This is a genomic window from Streptomyces sp. WG7 (genome assembly GCF_049975785.1).
Lineage (GTDB): Bacteria > Actinomycetota > Actinomycetes > Streptomycetales > Streptomycetaceae > Streptomyces.
The window spans coordinates 18,683-34,475 of sequence record NZ_JBNGGE010000045.1 but is presented as its reverse complement, the minus strand read 5'-3'; the positions used below and the strand labels follow the sequence as shown (position 1 = coordinate 34,475).

17 protein-coding genes are annotated in these 15,793 nt (G+C 73.2%); 4 read left to right on the top strand and 13 right to left on the bottom strand.

The features are described from left to right. Nucleotides 1–2 precede the first annotated feature (2 nt). Genes ACP4J0_RS31200 through ACP4J0_RS31145 form a run of 12 tightly spaced genes read right to left on the bottom strand, consistent with a single transcriptional unit; the run spans nt 3 to nt 9,194 of the window. On the bottom strand, nt 3–704 hold the full coding sequence (locus ACP4J0_RS31200; protein ID WP_426602072.1) for a 2-hydroxychromene-2-carboxylate isomerase: 702 nt from the start codon (nt 702–704) through the stop codon (nt 3–5). Then, nucleotides 701–1,444 (bottom strand): 3-oxoacyl-ACP reductase FabG, encoded by a 744-nt coding sequence (gene fabG / locus ACP4J0_RS31195; protein WP_426602071.1) that lies wholly within the window; start codon nt 1,442–1,444, stop codon nt 701–703. Before fabG ends, ACP4J0_RS31200 begins: the two co-directional genes overlap by 4 nt. Beyond that, complete coding sequence (locus ACP4J0_RS31190) at nt 1,441–1,959, bottom strand: 3-hydroxyacyl-ACP dehydratase FabZ family protein (protein WP_426602070.1); 519 nt, start codon at nt 1,957–1,959, stop codon at nt 1,441–1,443. The genes fabG and ACP4J0_RS31190 overlap by 4 nt, the downstream gene beginning before the upstream one ends. Beyond that, a complete protein-coding gene (locus ACP4J0_RS31185; RefSeq protein ID WP_426602069.1) occupies nt 1,956–2,441 on the bottom strand; it encodes a 3-hydroxyacyl-ACP dehydratase FabZ family protein in 486 nt (161 codons plus the stop codon). The genes ACP4J0_RS31190 and ACP4J0_RS31185 overlap by 4 nt, the downstream gene beginning before the upstream one ends. Continuing rightward, complete coding sequence (locus ACP4J0_RS31180) at nt 2,438–3,544, bottom strand: beta-ketoacyl synthase N-terminal-like domain-containing protein (protein WP_426602068.1); 1,107 nt, start codon at nt 3,542–3,544, stop codon at nt 2,438–2,440. The genes ACP4J0_RS31185 and ACP4J0_RS31180 overlap by 4 nt, the downstream gene beginning before the upstream one ends. Beyond that, a complete protein-coding gene (locus ACP4J0_RS31175; RefSeq protein ID WP_426602067.1) occupies nt 3,541–4,548 on the bottom strand; it encodes a hypothetical protein in 1,008 nt (335 codons plus the stop codon). The genes ACP4J0_RS31180 and ACP4J0_RS31175 overlap by 4 nt, the downstream gene beginning before the upstream one ends. A gap of 54 nt (nt 4,549–4,602) precedes the next feature. Further along, complete coding sequence (locus tag ACP4J0_RS31170; RefSeq protein ID WP_426602066.1) at nt 4,603–5,358, bottom strand: alpha/beta fold hydrolase; 756 nt, start codon at nt 5,356–5,358, stop codon at nt 4,603–4,605. Then, nucleotides 5,355–6,245, bottom strand: a complete 891-nt coding sequence (locus ACP4J0_RS31165; RefSeq protein WP_426602065.1) for a beta-ketoacyl synthase N-terminal-like domain-containing protein — start codon at nt 6,243–6,245, stop codon at nt 5,355–5,357. Before ACP4J0_RS31165 ends, ACP4J0_RS31170 begins: the two co-directional genes overlap by 4 nt. Then, the gene (locus ACP4J0_RS31160; RefSeq protein ID WP_426602064.1) at nt 6,242–7,372 is read right to left on the bottom strand and encodes a beta-ketoacyl-[acyl-carrier-protein] synthase family protein; all 1,131 of its coding nucleotides are present in this window, start codon (nt 7,370–7,372) and stop codon (nt 6,242–6,244) included. Before ACP4J0_RS31160 ends, ACP4J0_RS31165 begins: the two co-directional genes overlap by 4 nt. After that, the gene (locus ACP4J0_RS31155) at nt 7,369–8,625 is read right to left on the bottom strand and encodes a beta-ketoacyl-[acyl-carrier-protein] synthase family protein (protein ID WP_426602063.1); all 1,257 of its coding nucleotides are present in this window, start codon (nt 8,623–8,625) and stop codon (nt 7,369–7,371) included. The genes ACP4J0_RS31160 and ACP4J0_RS31155 overlap by 4 nt, the downstream gene beginning before the upstream one ends. A 42-nt stretch (nt 8,626–8,667) precedes the next feature. Further along, entirely contained in the window at nt 8,668–8,919 is a 252-nt protein-coding gene (locus tag ACP4J0_RS31150) for an acyl carrier protein (RefSeq protein WP_426517866.1), read from the bottom strand. Nucleotides 8,920–8,978: 59 nt separating this feature from the next. After that, nucleotides 8,979–9,194, bottom strand: a complete 216-nt coding sequence (locus ACP4J0_RS31145; protein WP_426602062.1) for an MbtH family protein — start codon at nt 9,192–9,194, stop codon at nt 8,979–8,981. 372 nt (nt 9,195–9,566) lie between these two features. Here ACP4J0_RS31145 and ACP4J0_RS31140 point away from each other — a divergent pair, with 372 nt between their 5' ends. Beyond that, nucleotides 9,567–10,427 (top strand): thioesterase II family protein, encoded by an 861-nt coding sequence (locus ACP4J0_RS31140; RefSeq protein ID WP_426602061.1) that lies wholly within the window; start codon nt 9,567–9,569, stop codon nt 10,425–10,427. Here the strand turns inward: ACP4J0_RS31140 and ACP4J0_RS31135 are convergent. Beyond that, on the bottom strand, nt 10,331–10,867 hold the full coding sequence (locus ACP4J0_RS31135) for a hypothetical protein (protein WP_426602060.1): 537 nt from the start codon (nt 10,865–10,867) through the stop codon (nt 10,331–10,333). The two genes, ACP4J0_RS31140 and ACP4J0_RS31135, sit on opposite strands and share 97 nt — an antisense overlap. A 252-nt stretch (nt 10,868–11,119) precedes the next feature. Here ACP4J0_RS31135 and hppD point away from each other — a divergent pair, with 252 nt between their 5' ends. The 3 genes from hppD to ACP4J0_RS31120 are packed head-to-tail and all read left to right on the top strand — an operon-like array spanning nt 11,120 to nt 15,770. Next, nucleotides 11,120–12,160 (top strand): 4-hydroxyphenylpyruvate dioxygenase, encoded by a 1,041-nt coding sequence (hppD, locus tag ACP4J0_RS31130; RefSeq protein ID WP_426602059.1) that lies wholly within the window; start codon nt 11,120–11,122, stop codon nt 12,158–12,160. Beyond that, nucleotides 12,157–14,643 carry an aminotransferase class I/II-fold pyridoxal phosphate-dependent enzyme gene (locus ACP4J0_RS31125; RefSeq protein ID WP_426602058.1) on the top strand — a complete coding sequence of 829 codons (2,487 nt, stop codon included), beginning with the start codon at nt 12,157–12,159 and terminating at the stop codon, nt 14,641–14,643. Before hppD ends, ACP4J0_RS31125 begins: the two co-directional genes overlap by 4 nt. Next, on the top strand, nt 14,640–15,770 hold the full coding sequence (locus ACP4J0_RS31120; protein ID WP_426602057.1) for a prephenate dehydrogenase: 1,131 nt from the start codon (nt 14,640–14,642) through the stop codon (nt 15,768–15,770). Before ACP4J0_RS31125 ends, ACP4J0_RS31120 begins: the two co-directional genes overlap by 4 nt. Nucleotides 15,771–15,793 lie beyond the last annotated feature (23 nt).

Genomic DNA, 15,793 nt, shown 5'->3' with positions numbered 1-15,793 from the left:
TGTCAGACCGGGCGGCTGCCGTCCGGCGCGGCCGGCGACGGGATCGCGTCGAAGGGGGCGTCGCTGACGCCGTCCCAGGCCTCGCCGCGGACCGCGGCGACGAACGCGCCCACCCGCTCGGCGCCCCAGAACGGCTCGCGGCCGTGGACGAAGAACGGCACGCCGAAGGCGTCGTCGTGGTAGGCCGCGATCAGGCACTCGGCGCCCTTGATGCGCAGCTCGGGGTCGTCGACCGAGTCGGCGACCGACGGGTCGAGGCCCAGCTCGCGGGCGATGGCGGCGATGGTGGCGCGGTCCGCGAGGTCCCGGCCCTCGTTCCAGCGGGCCCGGTAGGCCCGGTCGACGAACTGCCGGCCCAGGCCCTGCTCCTCGGCGGCCAGGTAGGCGAGGTGGGAGACCTCCCAGTGCGGGGCGCGGTCCACGGGCCACGTCACCTGCCAGCCGCGGGCGTGGGCCCAGCGGCGGGCGTCACGGAGGATGTAGAAGTTCTTGGTGCGGTGCATGGGCATCACCGGCAGGGTCACGCCGGCGTCGGCGAGCAGCCGGGTGGACTCCTCGTCGGGCTCCCAGTACGGGATCCACTCGATGCTGTCGAGGACGTCCGGGTACTTCTCGCACAGGTCGCGGTAGGCGAACCAGGAGTACGGGCTGCGCAGGGAGAAGTACCACCTGGGCTGCTTCTTCCTGCCGTGTACGGTGCTCACAGGGCTATCCCCCCGTCGATCTGGAAGACGGAACCGGTGATGTAGGCGGCGCGCGGTCCGGCGAGGAAGGCGACGAGGTCGGCGACCTCCTCGGCGGTGCCCATCCGGCCCAGGGCGACGGAGGCGAGTGCCTCGGTGCGCAGCCGTTCGGGCACGGCGGCGACCATGTCGGTCTCGACGAATCCCGGGGCCACCACGTTGACGCGGATGCCGTAGCGGCCGACCTCCTTGGCGAGGGACTTGGAGAGGCCGATGATCCCGGCCTTGGAGGCGGCGTAGTTGGTCTGGGTGGCGTTGCCGTACACGCCGGCCACGGAGGAGATGTTCACGAGCGAGCCCCGGCGGCGCTTCATCATCCCGAAGGTGACGGCGCGGCAGATGTGGAAGACACCGTCGAGGTTGGTGCTCAGCACCGAGCGCCAGTCCTCGTCGGACATCATCACCAGGCCCTTGTCGCGGGTGATGCCGGCGGAGGTGACGGCGGTCTCGACGGGGCCCAGTTCCCGTTCCGTGGCGCTGACCCAGGCGCGCACCGCGGCTGCGTCGGAGACGTCGACGCCGCGGTGGAGCACGCGGGCACCGAGTGCCTCCGCCTCCTTGGCCAGGATCTCGGCGGCGTCCTGGCTGGTGCGGTAGCAGAAGCTGATGTCGTAGCCGTCCGCCGCGAGCTTGAGCACGGCGGCCCGGCCGATACCCCGGGACCCTCCGCTGATCAGGGCCACGGGCCTGGTCTCGGTCATCGTTCGGCCTCATTTCCGGTTGCGGCGGACGGGTGGGTGGGGGCGTCGGGCCCCGGGGGCCGGAGCAGGCCGGCGGGGCGGAAGGCCATCACCATCTGCCCCACGGTCATCACGGTGCGGTCGCCGCAGTGGCTGCTGCCCTCGAAGACGACGGAGTCGGTGAAGGTACGGGTGACGGCCACCCGGTGCTCGACGACGTCGCCGGGCAGGACGGGGTGGTGGAACACGGCGTCGGCCACCGAGCCGAAGAGCATGATCTGGTCCGGCGGCGCGCCGCCGCCGACGACGGTGAGCAGGCCCGCCGTCTGCCCCCAGGACTCGACGAGCAGGCTCGGCGGGTAGGCGAGGTCCGCGTCCGGGGCCGTGCCGGCGTACCAGGGCTCGTTGACGGTGATCGCCTTCACGGCGCGTATCCGTTCGCCCGGGACCACGTCGACGACGCGGTCGACGAGCAGCATCGGGTAGCGGTGCGGCAGCAACCCGGCGACGGACGAGGCCGGGCCGGCGGCGGTCATCGGGCACCTCCGGCGGGCTCGAAGCGCAGGCGGACTCGGGCGGCGGGGCCTCGGGAGGTGGTGGCGGTGGCCTTGCAGCGCCACGCGGTGCCGGTGTGCTGCCAGGTCAGGGCCAGTCGGAGGGTGTCGCCCGGGTAGACGGCGCCGGAGAACCGGGCCGACTCGACGGCGGCGAGCGTGCCGGGAGCGGACGCCGGATCCGCGTCGAGGGCAGCGCGGCGGACGCACTCCAGGACGCAGACGCCGGGGAAGATCGGGAATCCGGGATAGTGCCCGGCGAACACCGGTTCCGTCTCGCGCAGTTCGGCCGTGGCGCGGGCCGCCAGCCCCTCGCCGGTGCGGGACTCCACGACGATCCGGGCGGCGACGGGACTGACCGCGGTGGCACCGCTCGTGGCGGCGGCGGGCGCGGAGGCACCGGGCGCGTCGTGGAGGGCGGTGGCGGCGGGTCCGGCGCCGTGACCGCCTCTCGCGCCGCTCATCGGGGACCCGCCAGCCTGAGGACCGCGCAGGCCAGGGAGCCGTCCCGGTCGGCGGACGTGACCAGGGCGATGCCGCCCGCGGCCGTCGTGTCGTCGGCGGCGGTGGCGAGCAGGGTGGCGATCTGGAACTGGGCCGACGCCGCGGACACGTCGCCGATCCGGCCGACGGCCGGCACCCGGTCCACGGCGGATGCCCCGCAGACCTCGGTGAGGACGTCCCGCTCCAGGTGGCCGAGCAGGCCCGGCGCGTCGCTGGGGCTCGCCGCCCACACCTGGCCGGCGGTGACGCCCGCCGCGTCGAGGGCGGACCGGACGCAGGCCTCGAGCGTGGCGCGCACCCGGCTGCCTGTGGCGACGCGGGACCGCACCGCCAGTATCTCGGCGAGCGCGGGGCGCTCGGGCGTGGCCGCGGAGGCGGGGCGGATCAGCATGACGGCCGAGCCCTCGCCGAGGGCGGCGCCGGGTGCCTCGGGGCCGCGGCTGTGCCGCTCCAGCCAGTACCGGGCGTGCGAGTACTCCTCGGCGGCGGCGCACAGCACCGTGTCCGCGCGGCCCGTGGACAGCAGCCGGATCGCGTAGTTGAGGGAGAGCAGGCCCGCCGCCCGGCCGCCGGCCAGCGTGGTGTTGGGGCCCTTGATGCCGTACCAGATGGCGCACTGGCCGGCCGCGCAGTTCATCACCGCGTTGGGCATCACGGCCGGGTCCACGTCGTAGGGCCGGGCGCCGACCAGGGAGCTGCGCGTGAAGTCCATCATGCTGGCGGCGCTGCCGGTGGTGGTCGCCAGGACGAGCGCGGCCCGCTCACCGGTCTCCGTCTCGCGCTGTGCTCCGGGCCGGTCGAGCAGGGAGCCGACGGCGGCGACGGCGAGGCCGGTGACCCGGTCCATGGAGCGGGTGCCCTTCTTGCCGAGCACCTCACGGACCTCGAAGCCGGGGACCAGGTGGGCCCGGCTGAGGGGGACGTTCCAGCGTTCGGTGTCCACGGGGGCCAGGGTCGGCCGCTGGGCGCGCACGCCCTCGGCGAAGGCCTCGGCACCGATGCCGTGCGGGGAGACCGCCGACCAGCCGGTGATGACCGGCGGCCCGGTCACGACGGCGTTCACGACACCGCCTTGCGGGGCGTGGTGAGGGCGGTGACGGTGGCTTCGTCGAACTCCGCCATCTCCCACTGGTTGGGCTCGGTCTCGTGGAGGTAGCCGTGCGTGATGGTTCCGGTGGCGGTCTTCACCAGCTGCCCGTCGCGCACCACGTAGCAGTCCATGCGGGTGGTGTAGAGCAACGTCTTGAAGATGTCCTCGACGGTGTAGACGGTGTAGAGCTCCTCCTCCATCACGGTCTCGTCGAGGAGTTCGACGCGGGACTGGGTGACGACGGGGATCCACCCGCGGGTGTCGAGGACCTCTTTGATGGCCAGTCCCCGGTCGGCGAGGAACAGGTCCTCGACCTCCTCCATGATGCGCAGGAAGCCGGACATCTGGACGCGCTCGTTGTAGTGGCAGTAGAAGTATCCGACCCGCCAGCGCCAGCCGAACGCGTTGGTCTCGCCGATGAGTTCGGTGAGCACCGGGTCGGCACTGGTGCCGCGTCCGGCCGTGAACTCGCCGTACGGCACGGGTGCGGCCGCCAGGTCCAGCCGTTCGCCCGTGCCCAGGCGGGCGGTCGTGAAGCGTTCGAGACCGGCCGGCCAGGGTTCCTCGGCGCGGATGTGGCCGTCGGCGCGCAGCGCCACGACGAGGGTCGAGTCCGCGCACCGCACCCGCTTGCCGTCACGCTCGACGAACTGCTCGACCCGGAAGCGGAACCGGTTCTCGCCGTCCTTGGTCTTCGGTGTGACGACGGCCTCCACGTCGTCGTCGACGGCGAGCAGCGCGCCGAGCCGGGAGCGGATGTCGACCACGTCGAAGCCCAGTCCGTGGCGCCGGTACAGGTCCACGACGGGCAGCCCGGCTTCCCTGAAGTGATGCAGAACCGCCGCTTCGGCCACGTAGTTGATGTGCTTGAAGCCGATGGCGAAACTGATGTTGTTGCCTTCGAACAGGGGACGCAGCCGCGCCGTGGTCGAGGTCTGCAGCAGCGCCGTCACCGAGGGGTGGGGCGTCGGGTCCATCACGGACTCCTTCGTGTCGGGGTGTTTCGGGTCGGCCGGGTGGTGCGGGACTTCTCAGGCGTCCGCCAGGGGCCGGACGCGGTCCGGGATCCGGTCGAGGAAGGCGTGCACGGCGCCGGTGAACCGGGTGGGCGCCTCGAGCATCGGGAAGTGGCCGCAGCCGGGCAGTTCCCGGCACTCTCCGGCGGGCAGCCGGGCGGCGAGGTGGTGTGCCTGGGCGACGGGCGCGGACCGGTCGGTCTCCCCGCCGATCACCAGAGCCGGCGTTTCGACGAGGTCCACGCGGAACAGCGGGGTGCGCAGATAGGCGTCGAAGAACCGCAGCCAGCCGTAGGGGCCGATCCACTCCGTCATGCGCCGGGCCATGTCGGCCAGCCGTTCGGCCTCGATGCGGTGGCCGGGGGTGCGCAGCCGGATCGACTCGGCCATGGTCCGCGGGAAGTCGTCCAGGGTCGGCGCGATCATGTCCCAGTGGAAGTCGTCGGCGTCGGACCGGTAGAAGGGGTTGACGAGGACGACGCCGGGCAGCTTCAGCGGGTCGTCCGCGGCGGCGCGGCCGCTGAGCAGGTCGAGCAGTACCACCGAGCTGAACGAGTGGGCGACCACCACGTCGGCGCCGCCCGGGACCGCGTCGAGCACCTCGGCCAGCCGGGCCGCGGAGTCGGTCTCGTGACGCCAGTCGTCGATGCCGCCGCTGTGCCAGGGCAGCCGCGGGGCGTGTACGTCGACGCCGTCGCGCCAGTGGCCGGCGAGCGGGTCCCAGATGCCCTCGTTGTTGGCGAGTCCGTGCAGCAGTACCACCCTCGTCATGCCGCGCCTCCCGGCGGAAGCAGGGCCGCTCCGGCGGCGCCGGTCAGGGCGTACGCCGGCCGGGTGCCTCCCTCGGCGAACCAGCCGACGGCGGCGGCGCACTGCACCACGCCGAGGGCGCCGGACAGTTCGCCCCAGCCGGTGAGGGCGACGCGCAGGGTGCCGGACGGCACGGGGCCGGTGTCGGTGCTGAGCCACAGCCCGCCGCGCGGGGTGCGCCGGGTCAGCTCGGCGACGGTGGCGAGGGGCTGTGCGGTGCGCACCACCGGGCCGAGCAGGGCGCGCGGCTCACCCGTGGCGGTGCGGCTCAGCACGAGCGCCGCGCCGCCGTCGGCGACCGGCCGGCCGACGAGCCGCCGGGTGACCTCGTTGTCCGGTTCGACGCCGGTGACCAGGACGTGGTCGGCGCGTTCGGAGCGCAGCAGGAGGGCGGCCCAGCGTACGGCGTCGAGGCCGGAGGTACGGCCGTTGCACACCGTGAGGTTCGGGCCGCGCAGCCCGTACCGGATGGCGGTTTCCGAGGCGATGATGTTGCTGGAGGCGTTCGGGGTGTCCATCGGGCTCAGGGCCGCGGTGGCTTCCTTGGCGATGGTCTCCACCGCCCGGCACACGGTGTCCGCGTTGCCGAGGTTGGAGCTGACCACGGTGGCGATCCGGTCGCCGGTCACGGCCCTGCCGTCGGACCCGAGGAGACCGGCGTCGGTGAGTGCGGCATACGCCAGGTGGAGCCCGAGCCGGGTGGCGCGGTCCTTGAAGCGCAGCCCCTTGCGGCCGATGAGGGCCGCGGGGTCGACGGGGTCGGCACCGGCGACGGCGGGGCGCAGCAGGGCGTCGGGGCCCGACGCGCCGGGGAGGGCCACCGCGACGCCCGAGACGGCGAGCGTCATGCGGCACCTCCCACGATGGCGACGGCGTTGACGCCGCCGAAGCCGAAGCTGTTGACCTGGGCGAGGCGCATCGGGGTGACGAGCGGCTCGCCGGCGACGAGGCGCAGGGTGCTGCCCTCGGGCAGCGGGTCGGCCAGGCCCGCGATGGGCGGCACGACCCCGGCCTCCAGGCAGCGCAGCGCCACGATCAGGCTGAGCAGTCCGGCCGAGCCCGAGGTGTGTCCGGTGAGGGACTTGATGCCCGTGAGCGCCGGGTGGGTGCCGGCGAACACCTGGGCGGTGACGGTGGCTTCGGTACGGTCGTTCAGCGGGGTGCCGGTGGCGTGCAGGACGACCAGGTCGATGTCGGCCGGGGCGACTCCGGCGTGTCGCTGCGCCTCGCGGACGGCGCTCTCGACGCCCGTCTCGTCGGGTGCGGTCTGGTGGTGCGCGTCGCAGTTGACGGCGACCGAGTGCAGCAGGCCCCGCACGGGCCGGCCGGGCCGCGCCTCGCGCGTCAGGACGACGGCGGCGGCGCCCTCGCCGAGGATGGTGCCCCGGCGGTCCTTGTCGAAGGGGCGCACGGAGGGCGGCGGGTCGAACTGGACCCGGTCGGCCTGGCCGAACATGCTTTCGGTGACGACATCGCAGCCGGCCACGACGACCGTGTCGGCCTCGCCGAGTTCCAGCAGGTCCCAGCCGAGGGCCAGCGCGTAGAGGGAGGCGGAGCAGGCCCCCGCGAAGGTGTGGGTGTCGATGGCTCCGAACCGCTCGCGCAGGACGTTCTCGAAGTGCAGGCGGTCGGCGTCGAAGACGGTGCCATCGCGCCACCACAGTTCCAGGGAGCGCAGTTCGCGCAGTCCGGTGCCGACGAGGACGGGTATGCCGCCGAGGTCCTCGGGCAGTCCGGCGTCGGCGGCGGCCTGCCGGACGGCCTCAGCGAGGAGGCGCCCGGCCCGGCCGGGCTCGTCCAGGCCGGGGTGGGGGCGGTCGTCGATCTCGAACAGCTGCTGGGCGCGGTACCGGGAGCGGTCGAAGGCCTTCAGCGGTGCGAGTCCGCTGCGGCCGGCGCAGAGGCTGTCGAAGATCTCGCCGGGGTCGGCGCCGATGGCGGCGACCGCGCCCGTACCGGTGATGGGGTACGTCATCCGATGTCACCGTCCCGGTCGTATCTGCCGAGGATGACGATGGCGTTGTTGCCGCCGAAAGCGAGGCCGTTGTTCTGCACCACGCGCAGGTCGGCGTCGACCGCGTGGTTGGGCACGCAGTCGATCTCGCACTCGGGGTCGGTGCGGCGATGGTTGATGGTGGGCGGGATGAAGCGGTGGGTGATGGCGAGGCCGCAGGCGATGGCGCCGAGGGCGCTGGCGGCGCCCATGGTGTGGCCGAGCATCGACTTCAGGGAGATGGTGCGCGGGGTGTCGGCGCCGAACACCGAGCGGATGGCGGCGGCCTCGGTGATGTCGTTGGCCTTGGTGCCGGTGCCGTGCGCGGAGACGAGGTCCACCTCCGCGGGTTTCACGCCGGCGTTGGCCAGCGCGAGGCTCATGCACTGGGCGACGCTGTCGCCGTTCGGGGCGACCTGGTGGAAGGCGTCGCAGTTGAGGCCGTAGCCCAGGACCTCGGCGTAGATGCGTGCGCCGCGGGCCAGGGCCGACTCCAGGCTTTCGAGCACCAGCAGACCGGCACCCTCACCGGTGAGAATGCCCTTGCGGTCCGCGTCGAAGGGCTGGCACACCTCGGGGGCGATGGTGCCGAGCCGGTAGAAGCCGGTGAACGTCTTGCGGCACATGGCGTCCGCGCCGCCGCACAGCGCGTATTCCGCCTCGCCGGAGCTCACCGCGTCGAAGCCGTAGCCGATCGCGTAGTTGCCCGCGGAGCAGGCGGTGGCGATGGTGGGGGCCTCGACGTCGGTGAGGTCCAGTTCGTGCGCGATGGCCGTGGAGAGCCGGGCCGCCGAAACCCGCCGGACGATCTGGGGGTCCATGTGCTCCGGACCGTCGGCGAGTTCGGCGGCCACCAGCCGGTCCAGCTCGTAGGACTCGCCGTCCGTGGTGCCGACGGAGATCAGTCCCCGTCGGCCGGCGAGGTCCGCGGGATCCAGACCGGCGTCACGCAGCGCCATGACCGCCGCCGCGACGGCGAAGCGGCTGGCGCGTCCCAACTCCCGCACCGGGGTGCGGGAGATCCACTGTTCGGGGTCGAACCCCTTGACCTCGCAGCCGTTGACGTGGGCGAAGCCCTCGACGTCGAACAGCGAGATCGGGCTGGCACCGCTGCGGCCGGCCCGTAGGCTCTCGGTGAATTCCTCGGCCCCGATGCCAATGCTGGAGATCACTCCGAAGCCGGTGAGGACCACCCGGCGATTTCCGGTTACGCCGCCGGGGCGTACTGAGGACATGTTTTCCCCTTAAACCTTCGGTTCGGCGGGACGGTGCCCGGGTCAGCGGGCGGGGGCCTCCGCGACGATGGTGTAGACCGCCTCGAGGTTCACCATCTGGGCCAGCTCGGACTGGTCGATGGTGATGCCGAACTCCTTCTCCAGGGAGGCCAGGATCTCGATGGCACGCAGCGAGTCGGCGCCGTGGTCGTCGATGAAGAGGCTGGTGTCGGTGACCTCGTCCTCCTCCAGCTCGAGGATGTCGCAGACGATTTCCTTGACAGCGGACCGGCGGTCTTCGGCAAGTATCGGCATGACGTTGTTTCTCCTAGACGGTTCGGTGTGCGATGTGACGGGTTCGGCAGGCCTGTCCCTCAGGCCCCGGCGTCCATGGCGGCCGCGAGGCTGCGCGGGCGCATGTCGGTCCAGTGCTCGTCGACGTAATCCAGGCATTCCTGGCGGGATGCGGCACCGTGCGCCTTTTCCCAGCCGGCCGGAATCTCCGCGAACACGGGCCAGACGGAATGCTGACCCTCGTCGTTCACGAGTACGTAGTACTCGGCATTGTCATCCTCGAACGGATTGGCCATGGGCGTCTTCCTTCCTGGCACGGTCACGTAATTCGGCTCGACTGTACGCAGCGGAGTTTCACTCGGACAAGACTTCTCGGAGATCGCCCCGACCGTGCGTTCGAGAGTTTTCAATGAGAAGAATTGAATAACGTGTTGCGGGTCTTTCGGCCTGCCCGCACCGTTCGGGCCGGCGTGCCCCGGAACGGGGTCCCGCAGGTCCGGCCGGGCCGCGGACGGGGCCGCTCGTCACTGCTCCGCCGGTCCCCGGCCACCGAGCGTCACTTCCGGGCATCGAAGATTTCTTGGCCGTCCGCGCCGCCGGCCGGCCGCAACCGCTACGTTGCTGCGAGCCCGTCGCGAGCCGACACGAGCCCTCGGAAAGGAGGCCGGATGGCCGGGCACCTCATCCGCCCGCTCCCCAGGCCGCAGGCCGGCCGGGTGCTGTTCTGCCTGAGCTTCTGCGGGGGCGCCACCGCGCCCTTCCGGCCCTGGGCGGACAGCCTCCCCGAGAACACCGAACTGGCGCTGTACTGCTATCCCGGCCGCGAGGCCCGCTACGGCGAGCCGTTCGCCCGAAACTGGCAGCAGCTGCTCGACGGGGCGCTGGCCGCGCTGCGCACGCTCGCCGGACGCGAGGTGGTGCTGTGCGGCCACAGCATGGGCGCCTGGGTCGCCTTCGACCTCGCGGTACGCGCCCGGCGCGCGGGGCTGGCGGAGCCGGAAGCGGTGGTGGTGTCGGCGGCGCACGCGCCCGCCCTGCTGCCCCGGCACACCGACGTGCCGCCGCACCCGCGCAACACGGACCGGGAACTCCTCGACTGGATGCTCACCGCGGGCCAGCTCTCCGAGGCGGTGCGCGGCGAGCCGGAGCTGCTGCGGATGGCGGTGGAGGTCCTCCGCGCCGACCTGGTCGCGGCGGACACCTACCGGTTCCGCCAAGGCGACCGCGTGGCCGCGCCGCTGCAGCTGCTCCACGGCGACCAGGACGATCTCACCGAGGCGGACCTGGCCGGCTGGGGCGCTCTGACGACCGGTCCGTTCGAGGCGACCCGGCTCGAGGGCGGCCACTTCTACACGCCCGCGGTGTGGCGGCGGCTGCCCGAGCACATGGCGGTGTTCCGCCCGGGCGCACCGGACGGAACACCGCCGCCGGATCAGGCCGCACCGACCTCGCGCACCAGCCTGCGGCGGATCGCCCGCAGCATGGACGCCCGGGTCAGCCCGCTGCCGAACCGCACCAGCCACCAGTAGGGCGCGAACGAGCGACGGGTGCGGGCGTCGGTGGCGAGGACCCTCGTCTCCGTACTCAGCGTCCCGCCCTCGAAGCGCACGTTCATCCCGACCTTCAGGATTCCCGGCTCATGGCATCCGGTCACGATCTCGGAAACGGTGCCGGGGGGCCGGGGGACGTCGTGCGGCGACTGCACCCCGGCGAACAGGAACTCGTCGTCGCCGGCCGGGATCACCTCGCCCATGCCGCTCAGGTAGTCGGAGACGATACGGCGCTCGGCCGACACATCCGCCCGGGTGAGCGCCACGAGGACACGGGCCAGCGGCGCCTCCGACCAGGTCGCCGCCCGGACGGCCCTCATCACCTGCTCCGTGGTGCCGGGCACCGAGATCCGGTGCACTTCCCGGAAATGCCATTCGGGCAACAGCCGGTCCAGTTCCGATCCGCTCTCACCAGGCATTTCAGTCCCCTTCACGAAAAGGCAGCCTTCTGACTCCGCGGAACATTCTAGAGAAGTTTTCGAAATGGTCTCGCCGGGACCGGTCCACTGGCAGGTAAATGTCAGCGACGGGCCGTTTCGCCACGCATGCACGCCCGGGCGTCCGGCCGCCATTCAGCAAGTTGACAGAAAAAGCGCCGTGCCGCTCGCCGGCCCGAGAACGGCGGGCTCAATCGAATGCCGCCGCACCCGACACATCGGATGGGGAACAACGTGACCGCACACGACGTCGAATACATCGAGATCCTCACGAGCGACCTGGAGGCGACCTGCGCCTATTTCACGTCCGCGTTCGGTTTCCGCACGCGGGCACGCGGCACGGCGGCCGGCCTGGAGGCGGTGCTGCTGGAGCAGGGCGCCGTCCGCCTCGTCGTCGCCGCGGGGCCGGCCGCCGCGGGTCACCTCGCCGCGCACGGCGACGGCGTGGTGGACATCGCCTTCGCCTGCACCGACCCGGTCGCCACACGGGACGAGGCGGTGGCCGCCGGTGGGCGCGCGCTCACCGGGCCGGCACCGGAGACGCTCGTCGTGTCGGGCTTCGGCACGGTGCGCCACACCCTGGTGCGGCGGGCGCCCGGGGCGCCGGCCCTGCTGCCCGCCGGCTGGGACTGGACCGACCTCGGGCCGTCCACGCCGGCCGGTGCCGCGCAGGCCGCGCCACCCGCGCTGACCGCCCTCGACCACGTCGCGGTGTGCCTGGAGGCCGGGACGCTGCACGATGTCGTCCGCTACTACCTCGACGGCTTCGGCTTCGAGCAGTTCTACAGCGAGTACCTGGCCGTCGGCGAGCAGGCGATGGACTCCATCGTGGTGCGCAGCCCCTCCGCCGGGATCACGTTCACGGTCATCGAGCCGGACGTGTCCCGCAAGCCCGGCCAGATCGACGAGTTCCTGGTGCGCAACGGCGGCGGCGGTGTGCAGCACCTGGCGTTCCTCGTCGAGGAAATCGTCCCGGCCGTCACGGCGTTCGAGGCGCGGGGTGTGGAGTTCCTGCGCACCCCGGACACCTACTACGACGCGCTGGCCGAGCGGATCCCCTCGCTCGAGGCGGTGATCGCCGACCTGCGCAAGACGAACGTCCTCGCCGACCGGGACGAGTGGGGGCACCTGCTGCAGCTGTTCAGCCGCTCCCCCTTCGAGCGCCGCACCCTGTTCTTCGAACTGATCCAGCGACAGGGCGCGCAGGGCTTCGGCAGCGCCAACATCCGCGCCCTGTACGAAGCGGTCGAGCGGGCCAGGGCGGTCACCGCATGACCGGCCGGCCGGACACCGCCGGGGACCGCCGCCCGGCCCTGACCGTCGCCGACTTCGCCGAGCGTGCCCGCGGCCGGATGGAACCGGCCGTGTGGGACTTCGTCGAGGGCGGTGCCGGCGAGGAGCGCACGCTCGCCGCGAACCTGCGCGCCTTCGACCGGGTCCGGCTGCGGCCGCGGGTACTGACCGGCGCGGGCGTCCCGTCGCTCACCACCACGGTGCTGGGCCGCCGTTGGGCCGCGCCGCTCGCCGTGGCGCCGATGGCGTACCACACCCTGATGCACCCCGAGGGCGAGACGGCGACGGCACATGCCGCGGGCGACTCGGGGGTCCCGCTGGTCGTGAGCACCTTCGCGGGCCGCCCGTTCGAGGAGATCGCCGCGGCGGCGCGGGCGCCGCTGTGGCTGCAGGTGTACTGCTTCCGCGACCGGGAGACCACCCGCCGACTCGTCGAACGCGCCGAGCGCGCCGGGTTCGAGGCACTGGTCCTCACCGTGGACGCGCCCCGGCTCGGGCGCCGGCTGCGGGACGAGCGCAACGGATTCCGGCTGCCGCCGGGCATCACACCCGCCAACCTGCCGGCGGGCGACTACTCGTCCCCGGCCGAGCACGGCCGCCGCGGGCTCGACCCCGCCATGGACTGGTCCGTACTCGCCTGGCTGCGCTCGGTGAGCCGGCTTCCGGTGCTGGTGAAGGGGCTGCTGACCGCCGAGGACGCGGTCCGGGCACGCGCCGCCGGAGCGGACGGCATCGTGGTGTCCAACCACGGCGGACGCCAACTGGACGGCGCCCCGGCCACCTTGGACGTCCTCGCCGAAGTCGCCGCGGCCGTCGGCGGGCATGCCCCGCTGCTCCTGGACGGCGGTGTGCGCCGGGGGTCCGACGTGCTGGCGGCGCTGGCGCTGGGTGCGGACGCGGTGCTGGTGGGCCGTCCGGTCCTGCACGGTCTGGCGGCCGGCGGCCGGGACGGCGTGTCCGGAGTGCTGCGCCTACTCACCGAAGGACTCGCCGACGCCATGGCCCTCACCGGCACCGCGACGGTCGCGGACGCCGGCCCCGCGCTGCTCCGCACCCCGCCGGTGCCGCCGGCCGGACACCACCCGGCGGAGCAGCACGTGCCGCCGGGCGGGCCCGCCCGGCCCGGTGAGGTGCGGCTGCGCAGGCAGGAGCTGCACCGGAGCGTCCTGGACCCGGTGCTGGACACCATGACCTTCCTCAACGAGGTCACCGAGCGCTTCCCCGAGGCGATCTCCTTCGCGCCCGGACGGCCGTACGAGGGCTTCTTCGACACCGAGCAGATCTTCGCCCACGTCCACCGCTACCTGGACCACCTCGCCGGGCAGGGCGCCTCCCCGGACGCCATCCGCACGGCCCTGTTCCAGTACGGGCCGACGGCGGGGCGGATCCGTGAGCTGATCGCCGGCTCGCTCCGCGCCGACGAGGGCATCGACGTGCCACCGGAGTCGATCGTGGTCACCGTGGGCGGCCAGGAGGCGATGCTGCTGACACTGCGCGCCCTGTTCGCCGGCCCCGCCGACGTGCTCCTGGTCGTCAGTCCCTGCTACGTCGGCATCACCGGCGCGGCACGGCTGCTGGACATCCCGGTGGTGCCGGTCGAGGAACGCGCCGAAGGGCTGCGGTGCGCGGACGTCGAGGCGGCGGTCCGCGCCGAGCGGGCCGCGGGACGCCGTCCCCGGGCGCTGTACCTGGTGCCGGACCACTCCAACCCGACCGGCACCACGCTGTCCCGGGCGGCGCGCGAGCAGTTGCTCGACCTGGCGGGCCGGCACGATCTGCTGATCCTCGAGGACAGCCCGTACCGGCTGGTCAGCCCCGGCCCGCAGCTGCCCACGCTCAAGTCCCTCGACCACGCGCGCAGGGTCGTCCATCTCGGCTCGTACTCCAAGAGCGTCTTCCCGGGCGCGCGGATCGGTTTCGTGGTCGCCGACCAGCCGGTCGTGGACGCCGGCGGCCGGCAGGGGCTGCTCGCCGACGAACTGGCCAGGATCAAGAGCATGGTGACGGTCAACACCCCGGCTCTCAGCCAGGCGGCGGTGGCCGGCGCCCTGCTGGCCGCCGAGGGCAGTCTCGTCTCGTACAACGCCGTGCCCGCCAAGCACTACGGTGCCGCGCTGCGGACCCTGCTGGACGAGCTCGACCGGCAGCTGCCCGAGTCCTGGCGCACCGTCCACGGCGTGGACTGGAACCGGCCGGACGGAGGGTTCTTCCTCACGCTGCGGGTGCCGTTCCGCGCGGACGACGCGGCACTCGTGCGGTCCGCCGAGGAGTTCGGCGTGCTGTGGACGCCGATGGCGCACTTCCACCCGGGGGCGGGCGGCGACCGGGCGATACGGCTGTCCTTCAGCAGCCTCGGTCCCGAGGAGATCGAGGCGGGGGTGGCCAGGCTGGCCCGGTTCGTGCGGGCGGAAACGGCCCGGTCCGCCGGGCCGTGCGCCGTGGAGCCGGCGGAGGTGGAGCTGTGAGGAGCGCCGCCGTCATCGGCACCGGACTGGTGGGCACGTCGGTGGCGCTGGCGCTGAGCCGGCGGGGCGTGGCGGTGTTCCTCGACGACCGGGACACCACCGCGGCCCGGACCGCCGAGGCCCTCGGCGCGGGTTCCCTCGCTCCGCCGCCCGCCCGGGTGGACGTCGCCGTGCTGGCGGTGCCGCCCGCGCACGTCGGCGCGGTCCTCGCCCGCTGCCAGGAGCAGGGGCTGGCCGGGACGTACACGGATGTGGCCAGCGTCAAGGAGCGGCCGTACCAGGACCTCGTCCTCGCGGGCGGCGACCCGAGCCGTTACGTCGGCGGGCATCCGCTGGCCGGCGGGGAACGCTCGGGGCCGCTCGCGGCGCGGGCCGACCTCTTCGACGGCCGGCTGTGGGTGCTGACCCCGGCGGAGGCCACGGACCGGTCCGCGCTGAACCCGGTGCTGGAGCTGGTGGCGCTGTGCGGCGGCACCCCGGTCATCATGGACACGGTCGCGCACGACCGGGCGGTGGCGCTGACCTCGCACGCCCCGCATCTGGTGTCGTCGCTGACAGCGGCCCGGCTGGCCGGGGCGGACGACGAGCACATCCGGGTGTCCGGTCAGGGGCTGCGGGACATGACGCGCATCGCGGCGGGCGAGCCCGCTCTGTGGGGCGACATCCTGGAGGCCAACGCGGAGGCGGTGGCGGACGTGCTGGAGGCCTGCGCCGCCGATCTGGACCGGACCGTCGCCGCGCTGCGCGCCCTGCACGGTGCCGACGGCTCGCTGCGGCGGCAGGCGGCCGCCGACCTGGACGGGGTACTGCGGCGGGGCGCCCTCGGCGCGGCGCGGGTGCCCCGCAAGCACGGCACGCCGCCCACCGAGTACGTCACGGTGCCGGTGGCCGTGCCGGATCAGCCCGGTGCGCTGGCGCGGCTGTTCGCGGCGGTCAGCGCGGCGGGGGTGAACATCGAGGACGTCAGCATCGAGCACTCGGTGGACCAGCCGAGCGGCCGGGTGGAGCTGGTCGTGGAGCAGTCGTCCACGGAGGAGATGCGCCGTCTGCTGGACGTGCACGGCTGGACGCCGCAGCCTCCGCCTCCGCTCGTATCGGGCATGTCGCCCACGGGCGGGCGGAGTTGACCGGCCGTCACTAGAATCGGCGG